The following is an 18,736-nucleotide window of genomic DNA, read 5'->3' on the forward strand; positions in this document are numbered from 1 at the left end:
TCAGTTCCTCTGCCATGGCGACGACGACAGTTTTATGACCGCGGCGCGCGGGTCCTTTAAGATCCATTTCAATATTTTCCCGGCCGCGGAAAACTTGTCGCCAGAAGCCCACAATGAGCGCGCCACCCGGACATCAGCAGCCCTGGATAGGTCACGGTCCGTCATCTTGCCGATCGATATCCCCAGATGATTCGAATAATACGAACGAATCTTCTCCTTGGCTTCTATCGCCAATTCAGCATTCTTCGATGATTTACCACCCGCGAGCTCGTATCGACAAGTTGCTTCATCTCGAACGGATATCCTCCCGGTTAGAGACAACCTGATCAAAAGCTGGTAGTCGTCAGCGTATTTTGTGTCTATTACCGACGGCGACATGCGCTCAGCAGTTTCATATGCCGAACGTCTAACTACAGCTGCACATGGCGGCCAAGGGCCGAAACCGTTGATCAGCAATGACTCGGCAGTTACCGGAGAGTACCGAATCGGGAAGTGTTTGTCAGCGGTACCGCTACCAGTTCCGATTACGGTTCCAGCTGCAACGACCAGGTCTTCTTCCTTCTCCATCAATTCAACCGACCGGCGAACCGCGGATGGGATAATCTCATCGTCCGCATCAAGGAATAGCAGATACGTAGTTGCCGCGCAAGAGGCGCCAAGGCGCCGAGCCATATAAGCTCCTTGGTTTTCCTGCCGAATGCATCGTGCCCCGGCAGCTTCCGCAACTGCCGCGGTATTATCGTCCGACCCGTCATCTACAACGATCACCTCGACTGGGCGTGCATTCGCAGCTGAACTAATCGACTTCGCAATCGTACTTTCTGCACGATAGGCGGGAATTATTACCGTTAAATCCAATTGCTTATTAGATTCAATCAGTTCGGGCGATTCGTACATCGTTGGCCTTTCCTTCCAAATCCTGTCGAATATCGCCAGTACGATCGAAAGTAACCAGCGCGATCATCAAAAGGAACCAATATTGCTGCTGTTCATAGAAAGCGGAGGTAAGACCAAAGGTTATCACTGCAGTAATCACGCTTGCCGCCACGGCGTTGCGAGCCGTGATTATCGAACGTATCACGGCTCGCGCAAACACTAGGGTAATGAGAGAGAAGCTTATGATCATAAAGATGCCACCCTGATACCACGCGCGCAACAGATAATTGTGCACGACAGTTACCCCATTGAATGTCCCTTGATTGGCTCCATCTAACCCGACACCCGAAAATGGGTCGTTCGATATAGATTCAATCGCGAAGTCATATGTTCTCTGCCGAATATCGAAAGACGCAACTCCGTCTGCCTCACCAGTAACTTCTTGTACGCGAGATTCCACTGGCGACAGCAACGTACTCGAATCGACGCCGGCGAGGGCAGCGAGGACTAATGCAACTACGCCCAGAATCAACAAGGTGAAGACGAACTTGGTTGCCGCGCGGAGCGATATAACGAGTACCGCGAGGGACACACCCATCGCAATCATTGAACTGATGCTGCCGGTACCAACCAAGGCTGCCGCATTTATCACCACTACAACATATCGAACGAGGCGATATTTTCTGCCCACGCGCTTGGACCCGAGACAGATTAGGACCGCAACAACACACATAAGCCCCAAAACGTTGGGGTGCCCGGACAGACCGTTGGCCCGCCCACTATTTGCAACCGCACCGAGGACAGACATCCCGGTGAGCTGTAGTATTCCCGCCAAAGCGGATACTGTTTGAACACCGACGAATCCCACTACTACTCTTGATACAAATGCAGGGACCTTGAAACGGTAATACGAAAACACCATTGGCGAGAACCAAAGAAGGACCACAAACTTCACCGAAATCAGAAGCGATGCAGATAGACTCGAATTAATTCCGGAGAATAGTGCCGCCAGCGGTAGACAAACGATGGCAAATCGCCACTTCATATCGACAGACGATGTTCTGAAGTGCCCAAATACGACACAGGAAATAAGAAGTATCAATATCAAGTCGGGAATTCGACTACTTAGAGACGAAATTTCAAGTCGATATACCGGCACGCACGATAGAACCACAACCCATATCCAGGACATAACGGTTGCTGACGGTTTCAGGTTCTGCCGGGGAGAAATGTCGAACACGTCTCCCGGCAGAGTCACGTCGCGTCTCATGAGTGAAAACCTGGCAATCGGCGCAGATCCTCTATTAGCAGAGCGCGATGCGAATCAGATTTCTCTAATACCAGATTCAGGGATTCAACGTAACGGGCACGCTCGGTCTCATCCGTCAACAGTAAATCAATTTGACGAACCACTCTGAATGGTTCAAATTTGTTCACATTGTGAACAAAATTGTCCAGGCCCAAATCTTCAAACGCCCCGAATCCTTTCCTCTCGTACGCCAGATGGATCACGAAATGCCCTGCCTGTAATGCCATCAGTGCAGCATGCAGCCGCACTGCAACGACTACACGAGATTTCGCGCCGGTAGGTGGTGCCATCAGCTCCTGACGGGGCAAGATTCGTCGAGGTCCGATCGAATGCATAGCTGCCACATCGTTGTTTCCTGCTGTCTCGCTCTGGACATATCCGTCGAAGGCCTTGACTTGCCGAGCAAGGTCAATAACCAGAGGACTTACCTTCCCACGAACGGCACGTATTGAAACTACCGGCGTCGAGTCGACGTCCAACGATTTTCCTAGTCGCGGCGAGGACGAGAGGATCGCTAGATCACTCGTTCTTGTCACACCTGCTCGGGTGAATTCTGCCAAGCTTCGATCGTCTCGGACATGAACGACCTCTACATTTGCGAGACGCGAGTTCAGTAGCCGTCTAAGGAGCGGAACTGCAGGCCCAATACTTTGTGGAAGATAGATAGAGGGGGTCTTTGTTCGTGACGCCGCCAACAACTGTGGGCCGTGGACAAGCAGCATCTTGATTGCCTCCGCCGCATAGCCCGCTCGGATATATCCTCCGCCAACTCCGACCACAACATCGAATTCATCCATCGATCGGAGAATCCTGAGGTAATTTCGATTATAACCGAATAATCCTGGACTCGAATCGACAATGTTGACTTCTAGACCAACGAAAGTTTCAGGATGCGATGCCGCAACTGTTATTTGCGTGTCGGAACCAAATGCATCGCGGATGAGAGAAAGTGTTTCACGCACCAACAAGCCGTCGCCGGCATTCTCGGCACTGTACGCGTGAAGAACAAGCACCTTCAATTTCCCAACACCTTCCTATAAAGCGCAAGATGTGCGTCGACGCTTGCAGACCATGAAAATGATGACGACCAAGCCTTGCCATCCCTCGTCGCCGATGAGAGCCAATCTGCATCCGCCAAGGTCTCAGTGATCCCTTGCGAGATTGCATCAGCATCAACCGAATCCAGAATCTTCGACGGACCGGCAACCTCTGCGAGCGCACCACAGTTTGAAGTGAGTACCGGCGCTCCTGCAGCCATCGCCTCAAGCACGGGAAATCCGAATCCTTCATATCGACTCGGAAAAACAAAAAGAGCACATCGCTGCATTAGCGCCGCCCGATCGTCATCAGATACGAATCCAAGATAGATGACATCGGGACTGCTTTCGATTGTTGCCATCGCCTCGCTGAAGTTCCATGCAGGTTTACCTGCAATCACCAATGGCAAGCCATGCGCTCGTACATCCTTCGCCGCCACTGCGTTGACAAGGGCGGGGATATTTTTTCTCGGCTCGATGTTTCCAACGTAGAGCATGAAATCATCAGGGATACGCTCGGAAACTTCATTAGACAGTGCCACGGGTGACTCAAATAGACCCCACTCGATTCCGTGGGGAATAACTTGAATACTGTCGAGTGAAACATCAAATATTTCGGCGATATCCTTTGCACTCGATTGTGACACTGTCATCAATGCATCGGTCGAAGCAATGGCTCGGCGAACGCGCGTACGCCATATTTTCTCCTGAGCTGGGCCCCTCACGCCGCTGATCCACCTACTTGCGACTCCGTGCACAGTAACTACCGACGGAGTGTTAGTGGGCACCAACGGTCCGGTATCCGCCACATAGTGAAGAACATGAGCACTGTTTCTCTGCAGACCGACTCGAGTCTCGTCGATTATTGTACGTATGGCGTTATTAGAAAAAGGCATCGAAACGACTTCGACATCACGTGCCCTCAACCCCTCGGCAACCGTCCTCGCGTAGGTTGTGTTGCCTCCGACATGACGATCGAGAATACGCCCGGGCATCGAAACTCTCATCGCACGCCTCCGTATAGGTATTCCAACGCCTGTCGTTGGACCTCGGGCGAATGCACCGCAAGTGAGTCTTCGGTAGCAGCGCGTGCGGCATCTTGAAATTCCGGATCAGCGAAGAAGCGATCGACTGCATTGGCAGTCGACACCGGATCATTCTCCGTCGTCGCGAATCCTAGCCCTTCCAGGCAATCAATACCTCTCACCAGGACTGGTGTTCCAAGCGACGCGGCCTCCAACGGGGTAATCGGCGCACCTTCCCACTGTGCCGTATGCAGATATAGATCTGCCGAGGCTAGGTGGCGATGGACCTGATCATTCGGCAGCCAGCCGGTTACCGACACCCCAGCGTCAATCAACATCGCTCGCATATCGGAATCACCGTCTCCGACCCAAATCCATTGGATATTAGCCTTTGATGCACGAATAGTTTGCACCAGAAAACTTGGATCCTTTTGCTGCGAAATCCTGCCTACCATAACTACTTTCGGCGGCTCAGCCTGCATCGGCATCGTTATTGATGGGCGCGTCTTGTTAGGAACAACGTTAGGAATATATACAACTTCTGCGCGCGGACCCGCCACGCGAACAGCTGACGAGACTTCGAATGGACTAATAGCCGCTACAGTCTGTGCACGTTGCGTCAAAACAACCTCAGCCGCTAAATAGGCCGTCCGCAATAGGGGCCCGTAATCGCGTCGCAGAAACGCATAGGCATGTGGTGTGTACACGATTTTGGTATCAGATGGGAACATGATCGCCCGCACCAACCCAGCAAGGCTAGAGTGGAAATGGACGACTCGCGGCCGCGTTTTCTGTATATACGAACGGACGTAGAGCAGAAACGATGGCAGCGAACCGCTGTAACCTTCCATCGTCGCCGTCGAGTGTTCACCTATGTCGTGTGCAGATCGTGCACGAACCAGTACACGGTGGCTGAAGTCGGGTGAGTTTTCAATGTACCGCGAGATTGCTGACTGAACACCGCCACCATATGCTTCCGAAACATGCAGAACATCAATGGATTTGCGCTCAAGCGTCGAACCTAAATTGTTCACATCTGTTCCAAACTTTGTTCTCGGTCTTGTCGACTACTCAAGTTTCGTCCGTTCGACTGACACCCAACGATCCACACCGATATTTCTGTCTGCCTACGGCCGTCCCAAACCGCGATATATCCAGCCGGCCGTACGCCACTGCTCAGGCTTCAAGCAGTTCCGTCCGTCAATCAGTTTCTTCTGGCGCACAACAGAATTCAGCGACGACGGCTTGAGTTCCTTGAATTCCTTCCACTCGGTAAGCACGAGCACAACGTCTGCCCCCTCACAGGCCTCCAACGCCGATGTGCTGTAGGTGAGTGTGGGAAACAGTGAGCGCGAGTTGTCCATCGCCTTCGGGTCATACACATTCACCGCTGCGCCCTGAAGCTGAATCTGCCCTGCGACGTTCAATGCAGGTGAATCCCGCACGTCGTCTGAATCAGGTTTGAATGCCGCGCCGAGTACTGCGACCCGGGCACCAAGTAGAGACCCACATGCTTCTCTTGCAAGTTCAACCATTCGCGTCCGTCGGCGCATGTTGATGTTGTCCACCTCCCGAAGGAAAGTAAGGGCCTGGTCGGCACCCAACTCGCCGGCGCGAGCCATAAACGCACGGATGTCCTTCGGCAAGCATCCGCCGCCGAAGCCTATGCCTGCGTTCAAGAATTTTCGGCCAATACGGTCATCGTGACCGATGGCGTCGGCTAGCACAGTCACATCGGCGCCCGCGGCCTCACACACCTCAGCGATCGCGTTGATGAATGAAATCTTTGTGGCCAAAAACGCGTTGGCAGAAGCCTTTACCAACTCTGCGGTCGCCAAATCTGTCACGAGAAACGGGATTCGCTCCCCAAGCAACTGCGCATAAACTTCACGTGCCAATTCCTCGGCTCGTCCCCCCCTCGCACGATCCACTCCGAGCACCAGTCGATCCGGATGGAGTGTGTCCTTGACCGCGTACCCCTCGCGTAGGAATTCCGGGTTCCAAGCAACTTCAACTTCATCACCCGCAGGAGCCAACTTCCGAGCCATCGCCCCGAGTCGCTCCGCAGTACCTACTGGCACTGTCGACTTGCCGAAGATAACTGCGGGCTTTGTCAGTAACGGTGCCAAGGTTTCTACCACCGCATCCACGTACTTCATGTCAGCGGCGAACTCACCCTTTTTCTGAGGTGTTCCGACACCAAGAAAGTGCACATCGGCAAACTCGGCGGCTTCTTCGTAGGACGAAGTAAAACGAAGCCGACCAGCAGCGACGTTGCGCTTCAATATCTCCTCGAGTCCCGGTTCCCAGAATGGAACTTCTCCGGCCTCAAGCTTTTGCAACTTCGACTCGTCAACGTCGACGCCGAGCACCTCATGCCCCAACTCGGCCATACATGCTGCGTGCGTGGCCCCCAGATAACCGGTACCGAAGACTGTGATTCGCATGCTCTCGAATTTCCTTTACGTTGAGCCGACAAGTTGTGAGCGATCGATTTACTAAAATGGATTCTGCTGCGCTGACAGATTCGGACTTAGATTCCACTCGCGTTGGACATCAATCAGTACGCCCCATCACTGGCCGCTACCGCCTTCAGCGTTTTGGCTACGATCAAAATATCGCCCATCATTGACCAGTTGTCGACGTAGGAAAGATCAAGTCGCACAGTGTCTTCCCACGAGAGATCGGAGCGCCCACTTACCTGCCACAGTCCTGTAATTCCGGGCTTGACCAGTAGCCGTCGGCTCACCGTACCGTCATAGGCCTCCACCTCGCGCCGCAGCGGAGGTCGCGGTCCAACAACACTCATCTCACGACGCAGCACGTTCAGGAACTGTGGCAACTCGTCGATCGAGAATTTCCGCATGAAGCGCCCGACCGACGTGACCCGAGGGTCGTCTCGCATCTTAAACAGAACGCCGGCACCCTCATTGTTCTTCATCAGAGCGTCAACTTGCTTGTCTGCATTCTGAACCATTGAACGGAACTTCAACATCGGAAACGGCTTGCCGTCCAAGCCCATTCGCTCCGACCTGTACAGGACGGGACCTGGGCTGGTCAGCTTCACCGCCACTGCCGTAGCGAGCAACACAGGGCTGATCATGATCAAAATCATTGTGGCAAAGATGATGTCGAACGATGTCTTCGCGAACTTCTGCGCGCTGTGATAGCGCGGGCGTTCCACATGGATCAACGGAAGGCCTGCAACGGGCCGCATCGAAAGCCTGGGACCCGAGACATCCAGAATGCCCGGTGAGACGACAAGATCTACACGCTTGGACTCGAGATCCCATGCAAGCTTGCGCATTCCGTCTAACCCCAGGTGCTCGGTCGCGGTAACGGCGACGGTATCTGCACCGACCACGTCAAGTGCACGGGTGACGTCGTGTTCATCACCCAAGACCGGGATGCGTCGCCCTGCGACCGTGATCACATCGTGCATGTCGCTGTTGTGTCCCGGCGTGCAAACACCCACCACTCTGAATCCGTCAGCTGATCCGCGTTCGAAGTTCTCTGCCAGATTAATAACGGCACGACGATTTCCCACAACGAGGACCGAGGTTCTAAATTCACCGCGTGCACGGCGACGGGCAATGACTCGGCGCCAGAACCAGCGGTTAGCCATCAAAGCGATCATGCCGACGGGGAAAGCAAATGCCAGATAGAGGCGGGCGATGTCGATCTGAAGGAGCAGGCTGCCTATCGCGATCAAGCCGAAGAGTCGCACCGTGCTGACAAAGATTCGCCGATACTCTTCCGGTCCGCTCCCGATCACTCGGATCGACCTAGTTCGGAAGATACTGAGCGTTGCAATCCACGCGACAATCAATACGAGCGAGACGGCGGTGTAGCTGTAGTTTCCAACGCCGCTGGTACTGACCCCACCTGAGTTCACGCCGAAACGAAACCACTGAGCAAGAAATACCGCTGCGACAATAATTGCCGCGTCGCTGACAGCCAACCGTCGAACGTAAGCCGCTTGCCATCGATGTCGCGAAGACACCTCCGAATGAGCGTCAGGCGCCGTCGGTTGGACTTCCGGCACCACAACACGAGAGCTCGTGCGAGACCCTTCGCTTTCGTTGAGCGCTGTCACTTGTCAGCTCTCCTTCCTGGTCAGGAAATTTCCGAATCAACTACTCTTCTGAAAAGTGCTCGAAACAATCCGAAATTGCCTGACCACCAGACCCGACTCGAGCAAGTGCCCCGCACATCCGTTTCACACTGATTGATCGCGATCTGCGGCTGTCCGTTACGTACCATGCTGGATCTATTTCACCACCACCCTGCAGATGGATCAAATTCTACTAACAGCGCAGGTCGGCAGTGGTGACAGACGTAGATCACCGAGTTCGCCTAAAACGGCAGATCGTCAACCAAAGCTTTCGGTTCACGAGTCAGTCGATCACTGGATCGAGGCAACTTTCCACTTGACAGCAAATCTTGAGCAAATACCAGATCCCGCCCTCTTTGTCAGTCCGGCAACAGTGCGCCGATCAGTTGCCAGCTGCACAAACAGCGGAGATAAGTGCAGATCAAGACCTTTTCCGTCAGATCAACTGTAATCTCGTCCGCGCGAACCGGATACAGACCAAATCACCTGAGAAGTTTGCGACCTTTGTCCCGTTTCGATTTCTGCTCATTCGCGGGCGATATCTATGGCTACCCGGAAGCGAATAGGCCGATGCCGCAAAGCCCAAACCATACAACGGCAGAGATTTATACTGGACGATTGTCCATTTAACGCCTATATTATTTCGATCACACTAGTAACTGAATCTCACGATGTGAAATGGTAAGAACTTCAAGCACGTGCGCCGCACTGTTGTCAGCGTCCAAATCAAGACGAAATACCAGACAAATCACCTTTATCTGACACTGGGAGTTTGAGACACCTCGAGATCCATCGACTCTGAAATCTCCGGGCAACGCGCATTCGAGACTAGACCTCACTATGCAAACAATGCTGACCGAAAGTAACCACGATTTAGGACTTACGTCCCTAATGACGCATGTCTTTAAATGTGTAAGGGACACCGAGATTGACCTCAGGCCCCCTAACTTGGAGGCGCGGACTACAGCGCCGACAAACTTGATGGGATAGCGATCAGCCGGGCAAACGCCCACATCGCCAGAACGTGCGTCGTGCAAAATCGCGTATGGTCAAAATTCGGACATACACCCGAAGACTCCCCAACGAGGTCCGCAATCCGGTTCGTTGACCAGTCACGCTCGAATGGGACTCACACCTTGAAGATCAGCACTATCCGCGCTGAGTCGGGAATTGTTCCGCGGCTCACGGTCCGTTGGTTGATGATCGCAGCAGCCACAATATTTGCGTTCTGGCCAACGTGGAACAACCTGTGGCGCAGCACAGTCGATGGCACCGCGATTGGGTTCGTATTTGTACTGCCCCTGCTGTGTGTTGTTGCGGCCGTGGGCACAGACCTCAGGAGGGGCCCCGAACTCCCGATCCATGACCGGGAAACGGACAAGATCGTTGGCGGCATCGGCCTACTCGTCGCACTGGGTATGCAGGCTCTGCTGATGCCGCGATTCGGGGACAACTACGAGCTGATGCACATCGATGCGCTGGCGGCTTGGGTCTTTGTCTGGGGCGCAGCAGTTCTCATGTTCGGACTTCGCCCCGTCAATCGGTACTGGTTGATCTGGCTGACGCCCATGGTTTTGAGCCCGCTTTTCTACCGAACCCTGGCAATCGAACTGGGCGGTACTCGGTTCGACTACAGCGTCATCATGGTTGTTGTCGCATCCACGGCCACCACCATTGCCGTCAGTCGAAACTGGCGACGAGGTTTGGTTGCCTTCTTGATCTCCATCGCCCTCGGCACTGCCTTGGTGTACTACTTGTCGAACCAGTTTCCGACGGTTCCGCTATTTCTGGTTCAACTATTTCCTGCAGTCGGAACTGCGCTGCTGGTCGGCGCTATCTTCTATCTGTATCAACGCCGCGGCAAGTCGCTAAAACCTTTCGATCGTCCGCTCCGCAAGCCGTCAACCAAAACCAGCGACTGGACCATCCTCTTCGTGTTCGGCGTTGCAATACTGATCGCCCTCACACCGCTCCCCAATGCCGACGATATTCCGATTTCCCAAGGCCCACCGGCCACTGCGGATCCTCGATTGGTGGTACCGGCGGGGTGGAGCCAAATCTCCACTGAAGAGTTCGATTGGCCGCAGCGGTACTTCGGGCCTACATCCACGCTGACGCGACAAACAATCCGCGCCGATACGCCAAATCCAGCGTGGGACGCTCTCATGCGCCAGCGCACTGTACAAATGGATGTTCTGCAGGTCCGTCGCGCGGCTACTCTCTCTGTTTACCCGAGCAGCGCCACGTACGAGTTGCAGAACGCGCGTGTCAGCCCCACTGTGCAGGTCGAACTGACGCGCGGTGTCGTGGCCGAGATGTACACCATCGTCGACGATGCTCTCCTTCTCACCTGGAGCAATCTCAACTTCATCTGGACTCGTGGCGACGGTGCCGCACAACGCGTCAGTCTCATCACCGTCGACAATCACGAACCGGACGCCTATTTCCCGGAGCCGAGTCCGTCGATGGCCTCGAATGGAGGCAATAGTCTCGCTCTGCTCTTGCGAGGGAAAAGCTCAACCGAGGACAACGAATCGCAGTACAAAGACCTCGGGATGCTCGAGGCCTTGGGACGACACATCGTGGAGGCTCAACAATGGTGAATCTCGATCTCCTGGTGCACGGAGACAAAGCCTCCGACGCATTCAAAGCTGCTGCCCTCCATGATGCAGTGAACGGTCTGCGTGAGCGCAAACCGATTTCCTCTGCCTCGGTGGCGTTCTACCCCTGGCAGCGCAACGTCCTGTTCGCGCTCCTCGCGGTCGCAATCTTGTGCCTGATCTTTTTCCTCACTCCCACTCTGATCACGCTCACTCTGCTGTGCACCCTCGGATATGTCTGGACGATGGTTGATCGGCTCATTCTCTTCATGCGAGGCCTGGATGCGTCGGCCATCATGACCATCAGTGATGAGGTGGCACTTGCTCTTACCGATGACGAACTGCCGCTATATACGATCCTGGTGCCCGCCTACAACGAACCAGAGGTTGTCGGTGATCTGATCGCAGCTATGCGTGCCATCGACTACCCGAAGGAAAAACTCCAAGTTCTCCTCCTTCTCGAGGAAGACGACATGATCACCATCGAAGCCGCTGAATTGGCCGGCGTCGACAAAGTAGTCAGCATCTTGAAAGTCCCAGCGGCGGATCCACGCACCAAACCGAAGGCCTGTAACTACGGACTTCACTTTTCTACGGGTGAGATCATCACGATCTACGACGCTGAGGACTCGCCAGATCCACTTCAATTGCGCCGAGTAGTAGCAACTTTCGCTCAGGTGCCGGCAAATACCGCATGTGTCCAGGCGAAACTCGCCTTTCACAACGGCACACAAAATCTGCTGACGGCATGGTTCACCGCTGACTACGCCCTGTGGTTCAACTTCATCTTGCCCGGCCTCATGCGAAGCAACTCCCCCATTCCCCTGGGTGGGACATCAAATCATTTGCGACGCAGCGTGCTTGACGACATTGGCGCCTGGGATCCATTCAACGTCACAGAGGACGCCGATCTCGGTGTGCGGATCGCTGAAAGCGGCTACCGCACCGCCGTCCTCAACTCGACAACGCTTGAAGAGGCGAACAGCGACACCATCAACTGGATCCGTCAGCGATCCCGTTGGTACAAGGGTTACTTGCAGACTTGGCTGGTTCACATGCGCCAGCCGGTGAAGCTGTGGCGCGGGATTGGGACCGTCGGGTTCTTGCGATTTACCATCCTGATGGCGGGAACGCCGGTGGTTGCCGCACTGAACACGATCTTCTGGCTTCTGAGCCTGGGCTGGATACTCGGCCAACCCGCGATAATCCAGCAGATTTTCCCCAGCTACGTGTACTTCCCGGCCCTCGCGTCGCTCGTCTTTGGAAACGCCGCCGTGATGTACATGAATCTTGTTGCGTGCCGCGAGACGCGGAATGCCGCCCTGTTGATTGCGTGCCTGACCGCGCCACTGTATTGGGTGCTGATGAGCATCGCAGCGATCAAGGGCACCTACCAATTGATTATGAACCCGTCCTACTGGGAGAAAACGTTTCATGGTCTGAGCAACTGATTCTTCCGACCGCACGCACACAAACAACTCCGCCCGGGACGATGTCCCGGGCGGAGTTGTTTATCTCAGTAGGTAAGTTGCGGGTCCGGTTGGCGAAGACGCTCCTCCAGCCATATTCGCAATTCCGGTCCGTACTCTTTACGTCCCAGTGCATGGTCAAGTGAGGCTCGTAGGAATCCACCCGGGTTTCCGAGATCATGACGCGATCCCCGGTGCACCACAACGTGGACGGGATGACCCTCACTGATCATCAAGGCAATCGCGTCGGTCAACTGCAACTCACCGCCCTTCCCCGGTTTGATGGAGCGCAGGGCGTCAAAGATCTTGCGATCCAATAGATACCGGCCAACAGCAGCTAAAGTTGAGGGCGCACTGTGCGTATCCGGCTTCTCCACCATGCCAACGACCTTGAGAACGTCAGGGTTGTCGGAATCTGGCTCCACGTCAAAAATTCCGTATGCACTGACTTCATGTCGCGGCACGTCGAATGCGCAGAGAACAGATCCTCCGCGCTCCTCCCTGACCCTCGACATGGCCTCGAGCACCCCACCGGGATGCACTAGATCGTCCGGAAGCAGAACCGCGATGGCGTCCTCGTCGGCGCCGAGAACCGATTCCGCCAGGCCGACGGCGTGCCCCAAACCGAGAGGAGACTCCTGAACAACAGGTTCCACCGAGATCAACCCCGGCGCCTTTCGGACCCGCTCCAGGAGATGATGTTTTCCCGCATCCTGCAATCTGTTTTCGAGCACAACATCTTCCAGGAAATGCGCCATGACACCCGCTTTTCCGGGCGCCGTGACGATAACCAAACGTTCCACTCCCGCGGCAGCAGCCTCACTGGCGACCAATTCAATCCCCGGTGTATCTACCACCGGCAGAAGCTCTTTGGGAACCGTTTTGGTGGCCGGCAAGAAACGAGTGCCAAGCCCAGCTGCCGGCACCACCGCAGTCTTGATCGAGGATGATCGCACTGTAGTCATCATTTACCTTTCCTGATGCAGACTCATTCATCTACACGCCGCTGATGTTTCATCTACACGCCACTGATGCCGCGCGGATCTCTTCGATGAGTGCCTATCGGATTCTGAGCTGCACGTTGCAAACTACTGCGAAACGTCAGTTTTGCAATACATTACACCGGCTCCGCTTCATGAAGGAAGCTACACAATTCCCCAAAAAGCCGCCGAAAGAACTAGTGCCCCTGGGACCTTAGTCCCAGGGGCACTATTAGAATTCAGAGCTTCTCAGCCCCATTCGGCTTCAGCCGCGACAACTCCATATAGCGGGTCGTCGTAACCGATATCCATGGTGCATTCCGTCGGACGAGGATCCGGCACAAAGGCCCACAGCAACGCCCCGGCGGTGCCTGCTGTCTTCTGACCCGCAATCTTGTCGCCGATGTGTGTCGCCCGAGTTGCGAGAGGCTCACAGCTACCGGCCAATTCACCGATTTCGGCCACCAACAGCGGTTTTCCGGCCGCAGTGGCCTGGGTAATGCGACGCGCCAGTCCATTCCACTGGTCACCGGGAAGAGCAACACCATCAGCGCCGTAATCGTGGTACTGAACAACGTCGACGTAGGGCGACTCGCTGACGTACTGGTAATCGTCACCGCCGGTGCCACATTGGCCGCCGCCGAGAAGCCCAGCCGTAATCAAGGTCTTGGGATCGAGCGCCCGCACTTCTGCACCAGCCGCGTCGTAGAACGAGCGCAGAATCTGCGCTGTGTCGGACGGGCACGTCCTGGTCCACCAATTGCACGCCGTGTCGGTGCATAGGCTCGGTTCAGGTTCTCCCACCAATTCCCAAGCCGCCAGCGACGGAGAGTCTTTCCACCTGGCGACTGCTATATGCATCCAGTCTTGAAAGCTGATCAGCGACTTCGCAGCATTGGCGTCGAAGTCTTTCCAACCATCGACGTACCAGCTACGTTCCTTGAAAGTTTCGTTCTCGCAGGCTCCGTCCTGCGGCGAGAGGACGGGCAGAATCATCTGGTTGTGGTCCTCGGCTGCAGCGAATACCGCGTCCATAGGTCCAAAATCCAGCTCACCCGTGAATTTGTTGATCGCCAAGGCCTGAAACAGATTGAAACGCGTCAGAGACTTTGCCGGCAACGATCCAAAATAGTCGTCGAGATCGACCATCGCACCGCAACCCCAGTTCACCCCCCAATCGGTGGCGAGCTGATAGGCATTGAAACCTGTTGGAAACCAATCTTGTCCGTCGAGTTTCAATCCATCGACGGTGGCGGTGACGCGGGCTCCCTGTTGCGGGGCCGCATCCACCGTGCGTGCGGCCACGCCACTCACGGTGAGAACAGTAGCGGCACTGACAAGAACTGCGGCCACTCGACGCCAGACAGACGTTGGAGGTTTCATTTTTTTCACTCTCGGAGACATGTTTACCCATCGCTCGAACGCAGCATCCCCCCGCGTCCAAAGTGTCCCATAAATCCGGAGTTTTAGCCTCCCTCTTGCTTATTGCCCGTCAGCCGATACAGCCGCCAGTTTGGCGGTACCGTTCCCCCGTCGTTCTCCACTTCGATGACCAACGCACCAATTCCACCGGAGCCTGTTTCGTACATGGTCGGATACCGTCGATTAATGGCGTCAGCCACTCCGCGCTCCTCGTTGGGAACGGTCAATATGTACTCAACTCCGGACTCCGACGGGTTGTTCAATATCTTCACGAAATCGGTGTCGGAGGTAATCACAAACTGTTTCGGATTATCAGACGCAGTGATGACACCGAAGGCCAAGACCGTATCGGTCAGCACCGATCCATCAGGCAGATCGAGGTCATCGAGATAGTCGGCTATCCTGCGTTCTGCTCCGAAGGTCCGCAGAATCGCCTGTTCGGCGGCATCCTGGCGGCCTGGAATGACCACACTCGCAAGCGAGTGTTCCAAGGACGCCAGTCGCGGGCTTCCCATTGCGACAAAGGTGACCGCAGTTGACCCGAGCAGTAGCACCAGCGAAACAACGAGCATGATCGACGGACCGGAGTATTTCGGCTGATCACGGACCAACTCGGGACTGGCGGCATGCCCAGGCCTACGCGACACAACGGGCCGCTCGCGTGGTGAGATCAACACTGCCAACACAAAACACAGCGGGACGACAGCAAGATAGAAGCGCAGAAACGGAAACGTCGAGCCCATCATGTAGAGCAGGGTCTGTGCACCGAGCACTGAGCCGAACAGCACGATCGGGACGATTACTTCGGGATCGCGCCGCCGCCACGCCAAGACAATTGCCGCGGCCGCTAGCACCGGGAACGCCGGACCGAGTACCGCTATCTCCGTGAGCGAGAAAGCCAGCCGACTCAACGGTGTATCGGCAGCACCACCGGCCTGCTCGATAATCGCACTGTTGCCGTACACCGACGAAAACTGTTGAAACGCTTGCCCTGTGATCAACCAGCTCGAGGCAGACCAGGCAAGAAATGCGATAAGCCCCGGAAGCAACACAACGGTCGCGTCAATCGCCGCTGCCCACGACCGATGAAACTTGTCGTCAGCGTCAGCCTTCGGAAATCTAATCCAACTGACCACGAACACGAGCACCACCGCAACGAACATGGGTGCAAGGGCGTCGTACCGAGTCAGATAGGCCAGTGCGAGCGCCAAACCGGCTGCGATCAACTCGTGCGCATCGTCGTTGCGCATCCATCGGATGAGGCGGCGAACAGCCCAGATAACGAAGAAGAGATACAGCGCCTCACTCATGCCGTTGGCCGCGTACATGAGAATCATGGGATTGAGAGCAAACAACACAGTGACCATGATCGTCACCCATCGAGCGCACCCACGATCACGTGCGATACCTCGAATCTGTATGACCGCTCCGGCCATGAAAAGCGCCGACGTCACAGATGCAGTGATGTTCCAGCGCAACAACTCCGGAAACCAGTGCCCCAACAGACCCATCGGAATCTGTGCAACTGCGGTCAATGGAGTGAAGACGAATCCGATTGCTGCAAAGTGCGGATCGCGGCTCCACAACATTGCAGATACTGCAGCAACCCGACTCATTGCATCAGTGAAGATGAATTTGATCTCCGCGTTCAGCCACACACCAAGGGCGATGTACACCACGGCCACCGCGGTATAGACCCCCCAAGGCAGTCGTTGACGTTCTTCCTCAATGGGGCCGGCAGAGTCCAACGTTCGTGACTCCGCCGGTGCGGCGACAATCATTGTGAACGGCGCCTGAAGAACAGCACGCCACCCACAGAAATAACTACTAGTGCTGCGGTGCCTGCTGCGATCAAACCGATTGTGGTAGAGCTGATGCCGCTATCGTCGTCGCTGGTTTTCGCCCCACTTACCGGTGCAAGATTGACGCTGATGTCGAATGGATCGACATCGCGAGGAGCAACAAGGACATCACCAGCGAGCCTTCCAAACCGTGCCGGATCACCTTCCAGCCAGTTCAGCATGTTGTCGACATCTACCGCGTCACCGTTAGAGGTAACAACAACGATTTCGTGGTTGGGAACCACCGCAACCTGCATGCTGCCGTATGGCGCATTGAACTGAAGACCGCGCAACCGCAGCAAGCCTTGATCGGCGGTTTCCATCGGCAGGTCGAGATCCACGCCATCCGGGAGCTTTCCGTCTGCAGCGACCAGCACCGCCGGCAACGGACTGGAAGCCGCATCGACAAACGACTGAACTCGCGGCTGCAACGGCAAGTAGCTCAGCCGCTGCATCTGAACCAGAACACGTTGAGCCCGAACAGTATCGGCAAAATCTCCGCGCGTGGTCCCCACTTCTACGATCGGCAGCATCGACTGCGGCAATGACTGGAAGCCCCCGGGATTTGCCGGTTCAGCGACGTTTGAGCTGATCGTGCTTTCCGGATCAATCGTCAGCGTCGATCCGTTGCTGCTCCCACATTGAAAATCGCCGGAAACATCCAGCGCAGCCGTCACGTTCATCTCCCGCGTCACCAACTCGTCGGGGATCGTGAATTCGATGTCGAAGCGACCACTGTTATCCACTGCCCGACTGTCGAGACGCTGATCCCCCACGCTGAAAGACAACTGAGCGCTTCGCGTACTCGGCATCGGAACATAGGTACCGATCATGCGCACGGTCACGTTCTTCATTGCTCGGCCCAATTGGGACTGAGTGAACGGCACCTCAACCTGGACGTGCTCGAGCCCTGACGACGTCAAAGATCCGAGCCGTAAGTCGCCGACAGGAACAACGTCGCGAGAGATTTCCGCGACTGCCTTCGCCGATGCCGTCAGTGCTTGGCTTGCGGCCCAGAAACCATTGAAGTTTGCCGCGAGCAGATTAACCTGCGGGACAAGCGATCTGTCGTCACCGGTCAAACGCAGGACAGGGTATCCACTGGGTCCGGCGGCGAGGTCGATTCCACCCTCACCCTCGGCACCAACCAGAATGTTCCGCTCGAACAGACCTGGGACGGAGTCTGGGAGCGACTGCCCGGCGGGCAACTCGGCGAGAACCACTGCGTCTGGTTGACTGCCATAGCGATTCACTATCGACGCACTCAGAAGCAGCGCGGCGGTCTGTTGTGCCTGTGACCTACTGTTCGCGAGATAGATCGTGGCCTTACGCAGAATCGGCGGAAAGAAGTTCGAGACCGTCGACGGCTGCGCTTCGGTGCCGTCGTAGACGATCGACGTGTTTCGCAGCGCGAGTGGTTGGTAGTTGCTTCTGTCGTAGCAACGATCATCTACGGGGACGAGGTGCCCGATCATCGAAACGGCGATGCTCCGATCTATGACAGCCAGACCGGCAAGCGGTATCGAAATCGGCAATCCCTGACCGACTTGAGCAGCATCGAATTCCACCCGTGAGATGGGGCGGCCGTCAGCACTTACTTCGATCCACCCTCGGCTGAAATCGATAGGTGCCGTAACTGTCCCGATCAGAGCAGTTGCAGTGAGTCCGTCAGGTACCGGTAGTGAAACGGTCAGCGGCTCGTCATTCGCCGAGAACACCACATCAGTTCCCCGGCCAAGTTCCTTCAGAGAGATCGCGCCGACGTTGGCTTCGGCGACATTAGTTTCAGCAGCCTTGTCGACCACCTGCGCCCCGGCAATTGTGTTGCACGCAAAGACTATGCAGAAAGCAACCGCCAGCGTGGTCATCACTTTGCGACGCAGCCCGGCCAAACTGGGGACCATCAACAAACTCTCCTCGGGATCGAGCTCACGAACACGAACGATGCTTCAAGGGCAGAAGAGTTATGACCGTCCCACCCAACGATCACGCGATCGGGTTGATTTCAACAAACAGACCATAACCGCCAATTAGTACGGTGGCTAATTATCCCGAGCAATGAG

At 55.5% G+C, this 18,736-nt stretch carries 13 protein-coding genes; 2 read left to right on the forward strand and 11 right to left on the reverse strand.

Features of this window, described 5'->3' with window-relative positions:
- From C7T36_RS06545 to C7T36_RS06575, 7 genes are all read right to left on the reverse strand, one after another.
- Positions 1-897 (reverse strand): glycosyltransferase family 2 protein, encoded by an 897-nt coding sequence (locus tag C7T36_RS06545; RefSeq protein ID WP_045064194.1) that lies wholly within the window; start codon positions 895-897, stop codon positions 1-3.
- Complete coding sequence (locus C7T36_RS06550; protein ID WP_084702405.1) at positions 872-2,146, reverse strand: O-antigen ligase; 1,275 nt, start codon at positions 2,144-2,146, stop codon at positions 872-874. Before C7T36_RS06550 ends, C7T36_RS06545 begins: the two co-directional genes overlap by 26 nt.
- A complete protein-coding gene (locus C7T36_RS06555; RefSeq protein WP_239654680.1) occupies positions 2,143-3,198 on the reverse strand; it encodes a polysaccharide pyruvyl transferase family protein in 1,056 nt (351 codons plus the stop codon). The genes C7T36_RS06550 and C7T36_RS06555 overlap by 4 nt, the downstream gene beginning before the upstream one ends.
- Positions 3,199-3,200: 2 nt before the next feature.
- On the reverse strand, positions 3,201-4,229 hold the full coding sequence (locus tag C7T36_RS06560; RefSeq protein WP_045064197.1) for a glycosyltransferase family 1 protein: 1,029 nt from the start codon (positions 4,227-4,229) through the stop codon (positions 3,201-3,203).
- Entirely contained in the window at positions 4,226-5,281 is a 1,056-nt protein-coding gene (locus C7T36_RS06565) for a glycosyltransferase family 4 protein (protein WP_239654602.1), read from the reverse strand. Before C7T36_RS06565 ends, C7T36_RS06560 begins: the two co-directional genes overlap by 4 nt.
- A gap of 93 nt (positions 5,282-5,374) precedes the next feature.
- A complete protein-coding gene (locus tag C7T36_RS06570) occupies positions 5,375-6,694 on the reverse strand; it encodes a UDP-glucose/GDP-mannose dehydrogenase family protein (RefSeq protein ID WP_045064198.1) in 1,320 nt (439 codons plus the stop codon).
- A gap of 113 nt (positions 6,695-6,807) precedes the next feature.
- On the reverse strand, positions 6,808-8,295 hold the full coding sequence (locus C7T36_RS06575) for a sugar transferase (RefSeq protein ID WP_045064200.1): 1,488 nt from the start codon (positions 8,293-8,295) through the stop codon (positions 6,808-6,810).
- A gap of 1,202 nt (positions 8,296-9,497) precedes the next feature.
- On the opposite strand from C7T36_RS06575, the gene C7T36_RS06580 reads away from it, so the two are divergent.
- Positions 9,498-10,964, forward strand: coding sequence for a hypothetical protein (locus C7T36_RS06580; RefSeq protein ID WP_045064202.1), 1,467 nt, complete (start codon positions 9,498-9,500; stop codon positions 10,962-10,964).
- Complete coding sequence (locus tag C7T36_RS06585) at positions 10,958-12,412, forward strand: glycosyltransferase (RefSeq protein ID WP_045064205.1); 1,455 nt, start codon at positions 10,958-10,960, stop codon at positions 12,410-12,412. The genes C7T36_RS06580 and C7T36_RS06585 overlap by 7 nt, the downstream gene beginning before the upstream one ends.
- A 65-nt stretch (positions 12,413-12,477) precedes the next feature.
- On the opposite strand, the gene C7T36_RS06590 is transcribed toward C7T36_RS06585, so the two are convergent.
- From C7T36_RS06590 to C7T36_RS06605, 4 genes are all read right to left on the reverse strand, one after another.
- The gene (locus C7T36_RS06590) at positions 12,478-13,395 is read right to left on the reverse strand and encodes a UTP--glucose-1-phosphate uridylyltransferase (RefSeq protein ID WP_045066622.1); all 918 of its coding nucleotides are present in this window, start codon (positions 13,393-13,395) and stop codon (positions 12,478-12,480) included.
- 264 nt (positions 13,396-13,659) lie between these two features.
- Complete coding sequence (locus tag C7T36_RS06595; RefSeq protein WP_045064207.1) at positions 13,660-14,793, reverse strand: cellulase family glycosylhydrolase; 1,134 nt, start codon at positions 14,791-14,793, stop codon at positions 13,660-13,662.
- An 83-nt stretch (positions 14,794-14,876) separates the two neighbouring features.
- Positions 14,877-16,613 carry a phospholipid carrier-dependent glycosyltransferase gene (locus tag C7T36_RS06600; protein WP_106939695.1) on the reverse strand — a complete coding sequence of 579 codons (1,737 nt, stop codon included), beginning with the start codon at positions 16,611-16,613 and terminating at the stop codon, positions 14,877-14,879.
- A complete protein-coding gene (locus C7T36_RS06605; RefSeq protein WP_045064208.1) occupies positions 16,610-18,577 on the reverse strand; it encodes a hypothetical protein in 1,968 nt (655 codons plus the stop codon). The genes C7T36_RS06600 and C7T36_RS06605 overlap by 4 nt, the downstream gene beginning before the upstream one ends.
- Between the last annotated feature and the right edge of the window lie 159 nt (positions 18,578-18,736).

The sequence above is a fragment of the Rhodococcus sp. AD45-ID genome (assembly GCF_003023755.1).
Taxonomy (GTDB): Bacteria; Actinomycetota; Actinomycetes; order Mycobacteriales; family Mycobacteriaceae; genus Rhodococcus_F; species Rhodococcus_F globerula.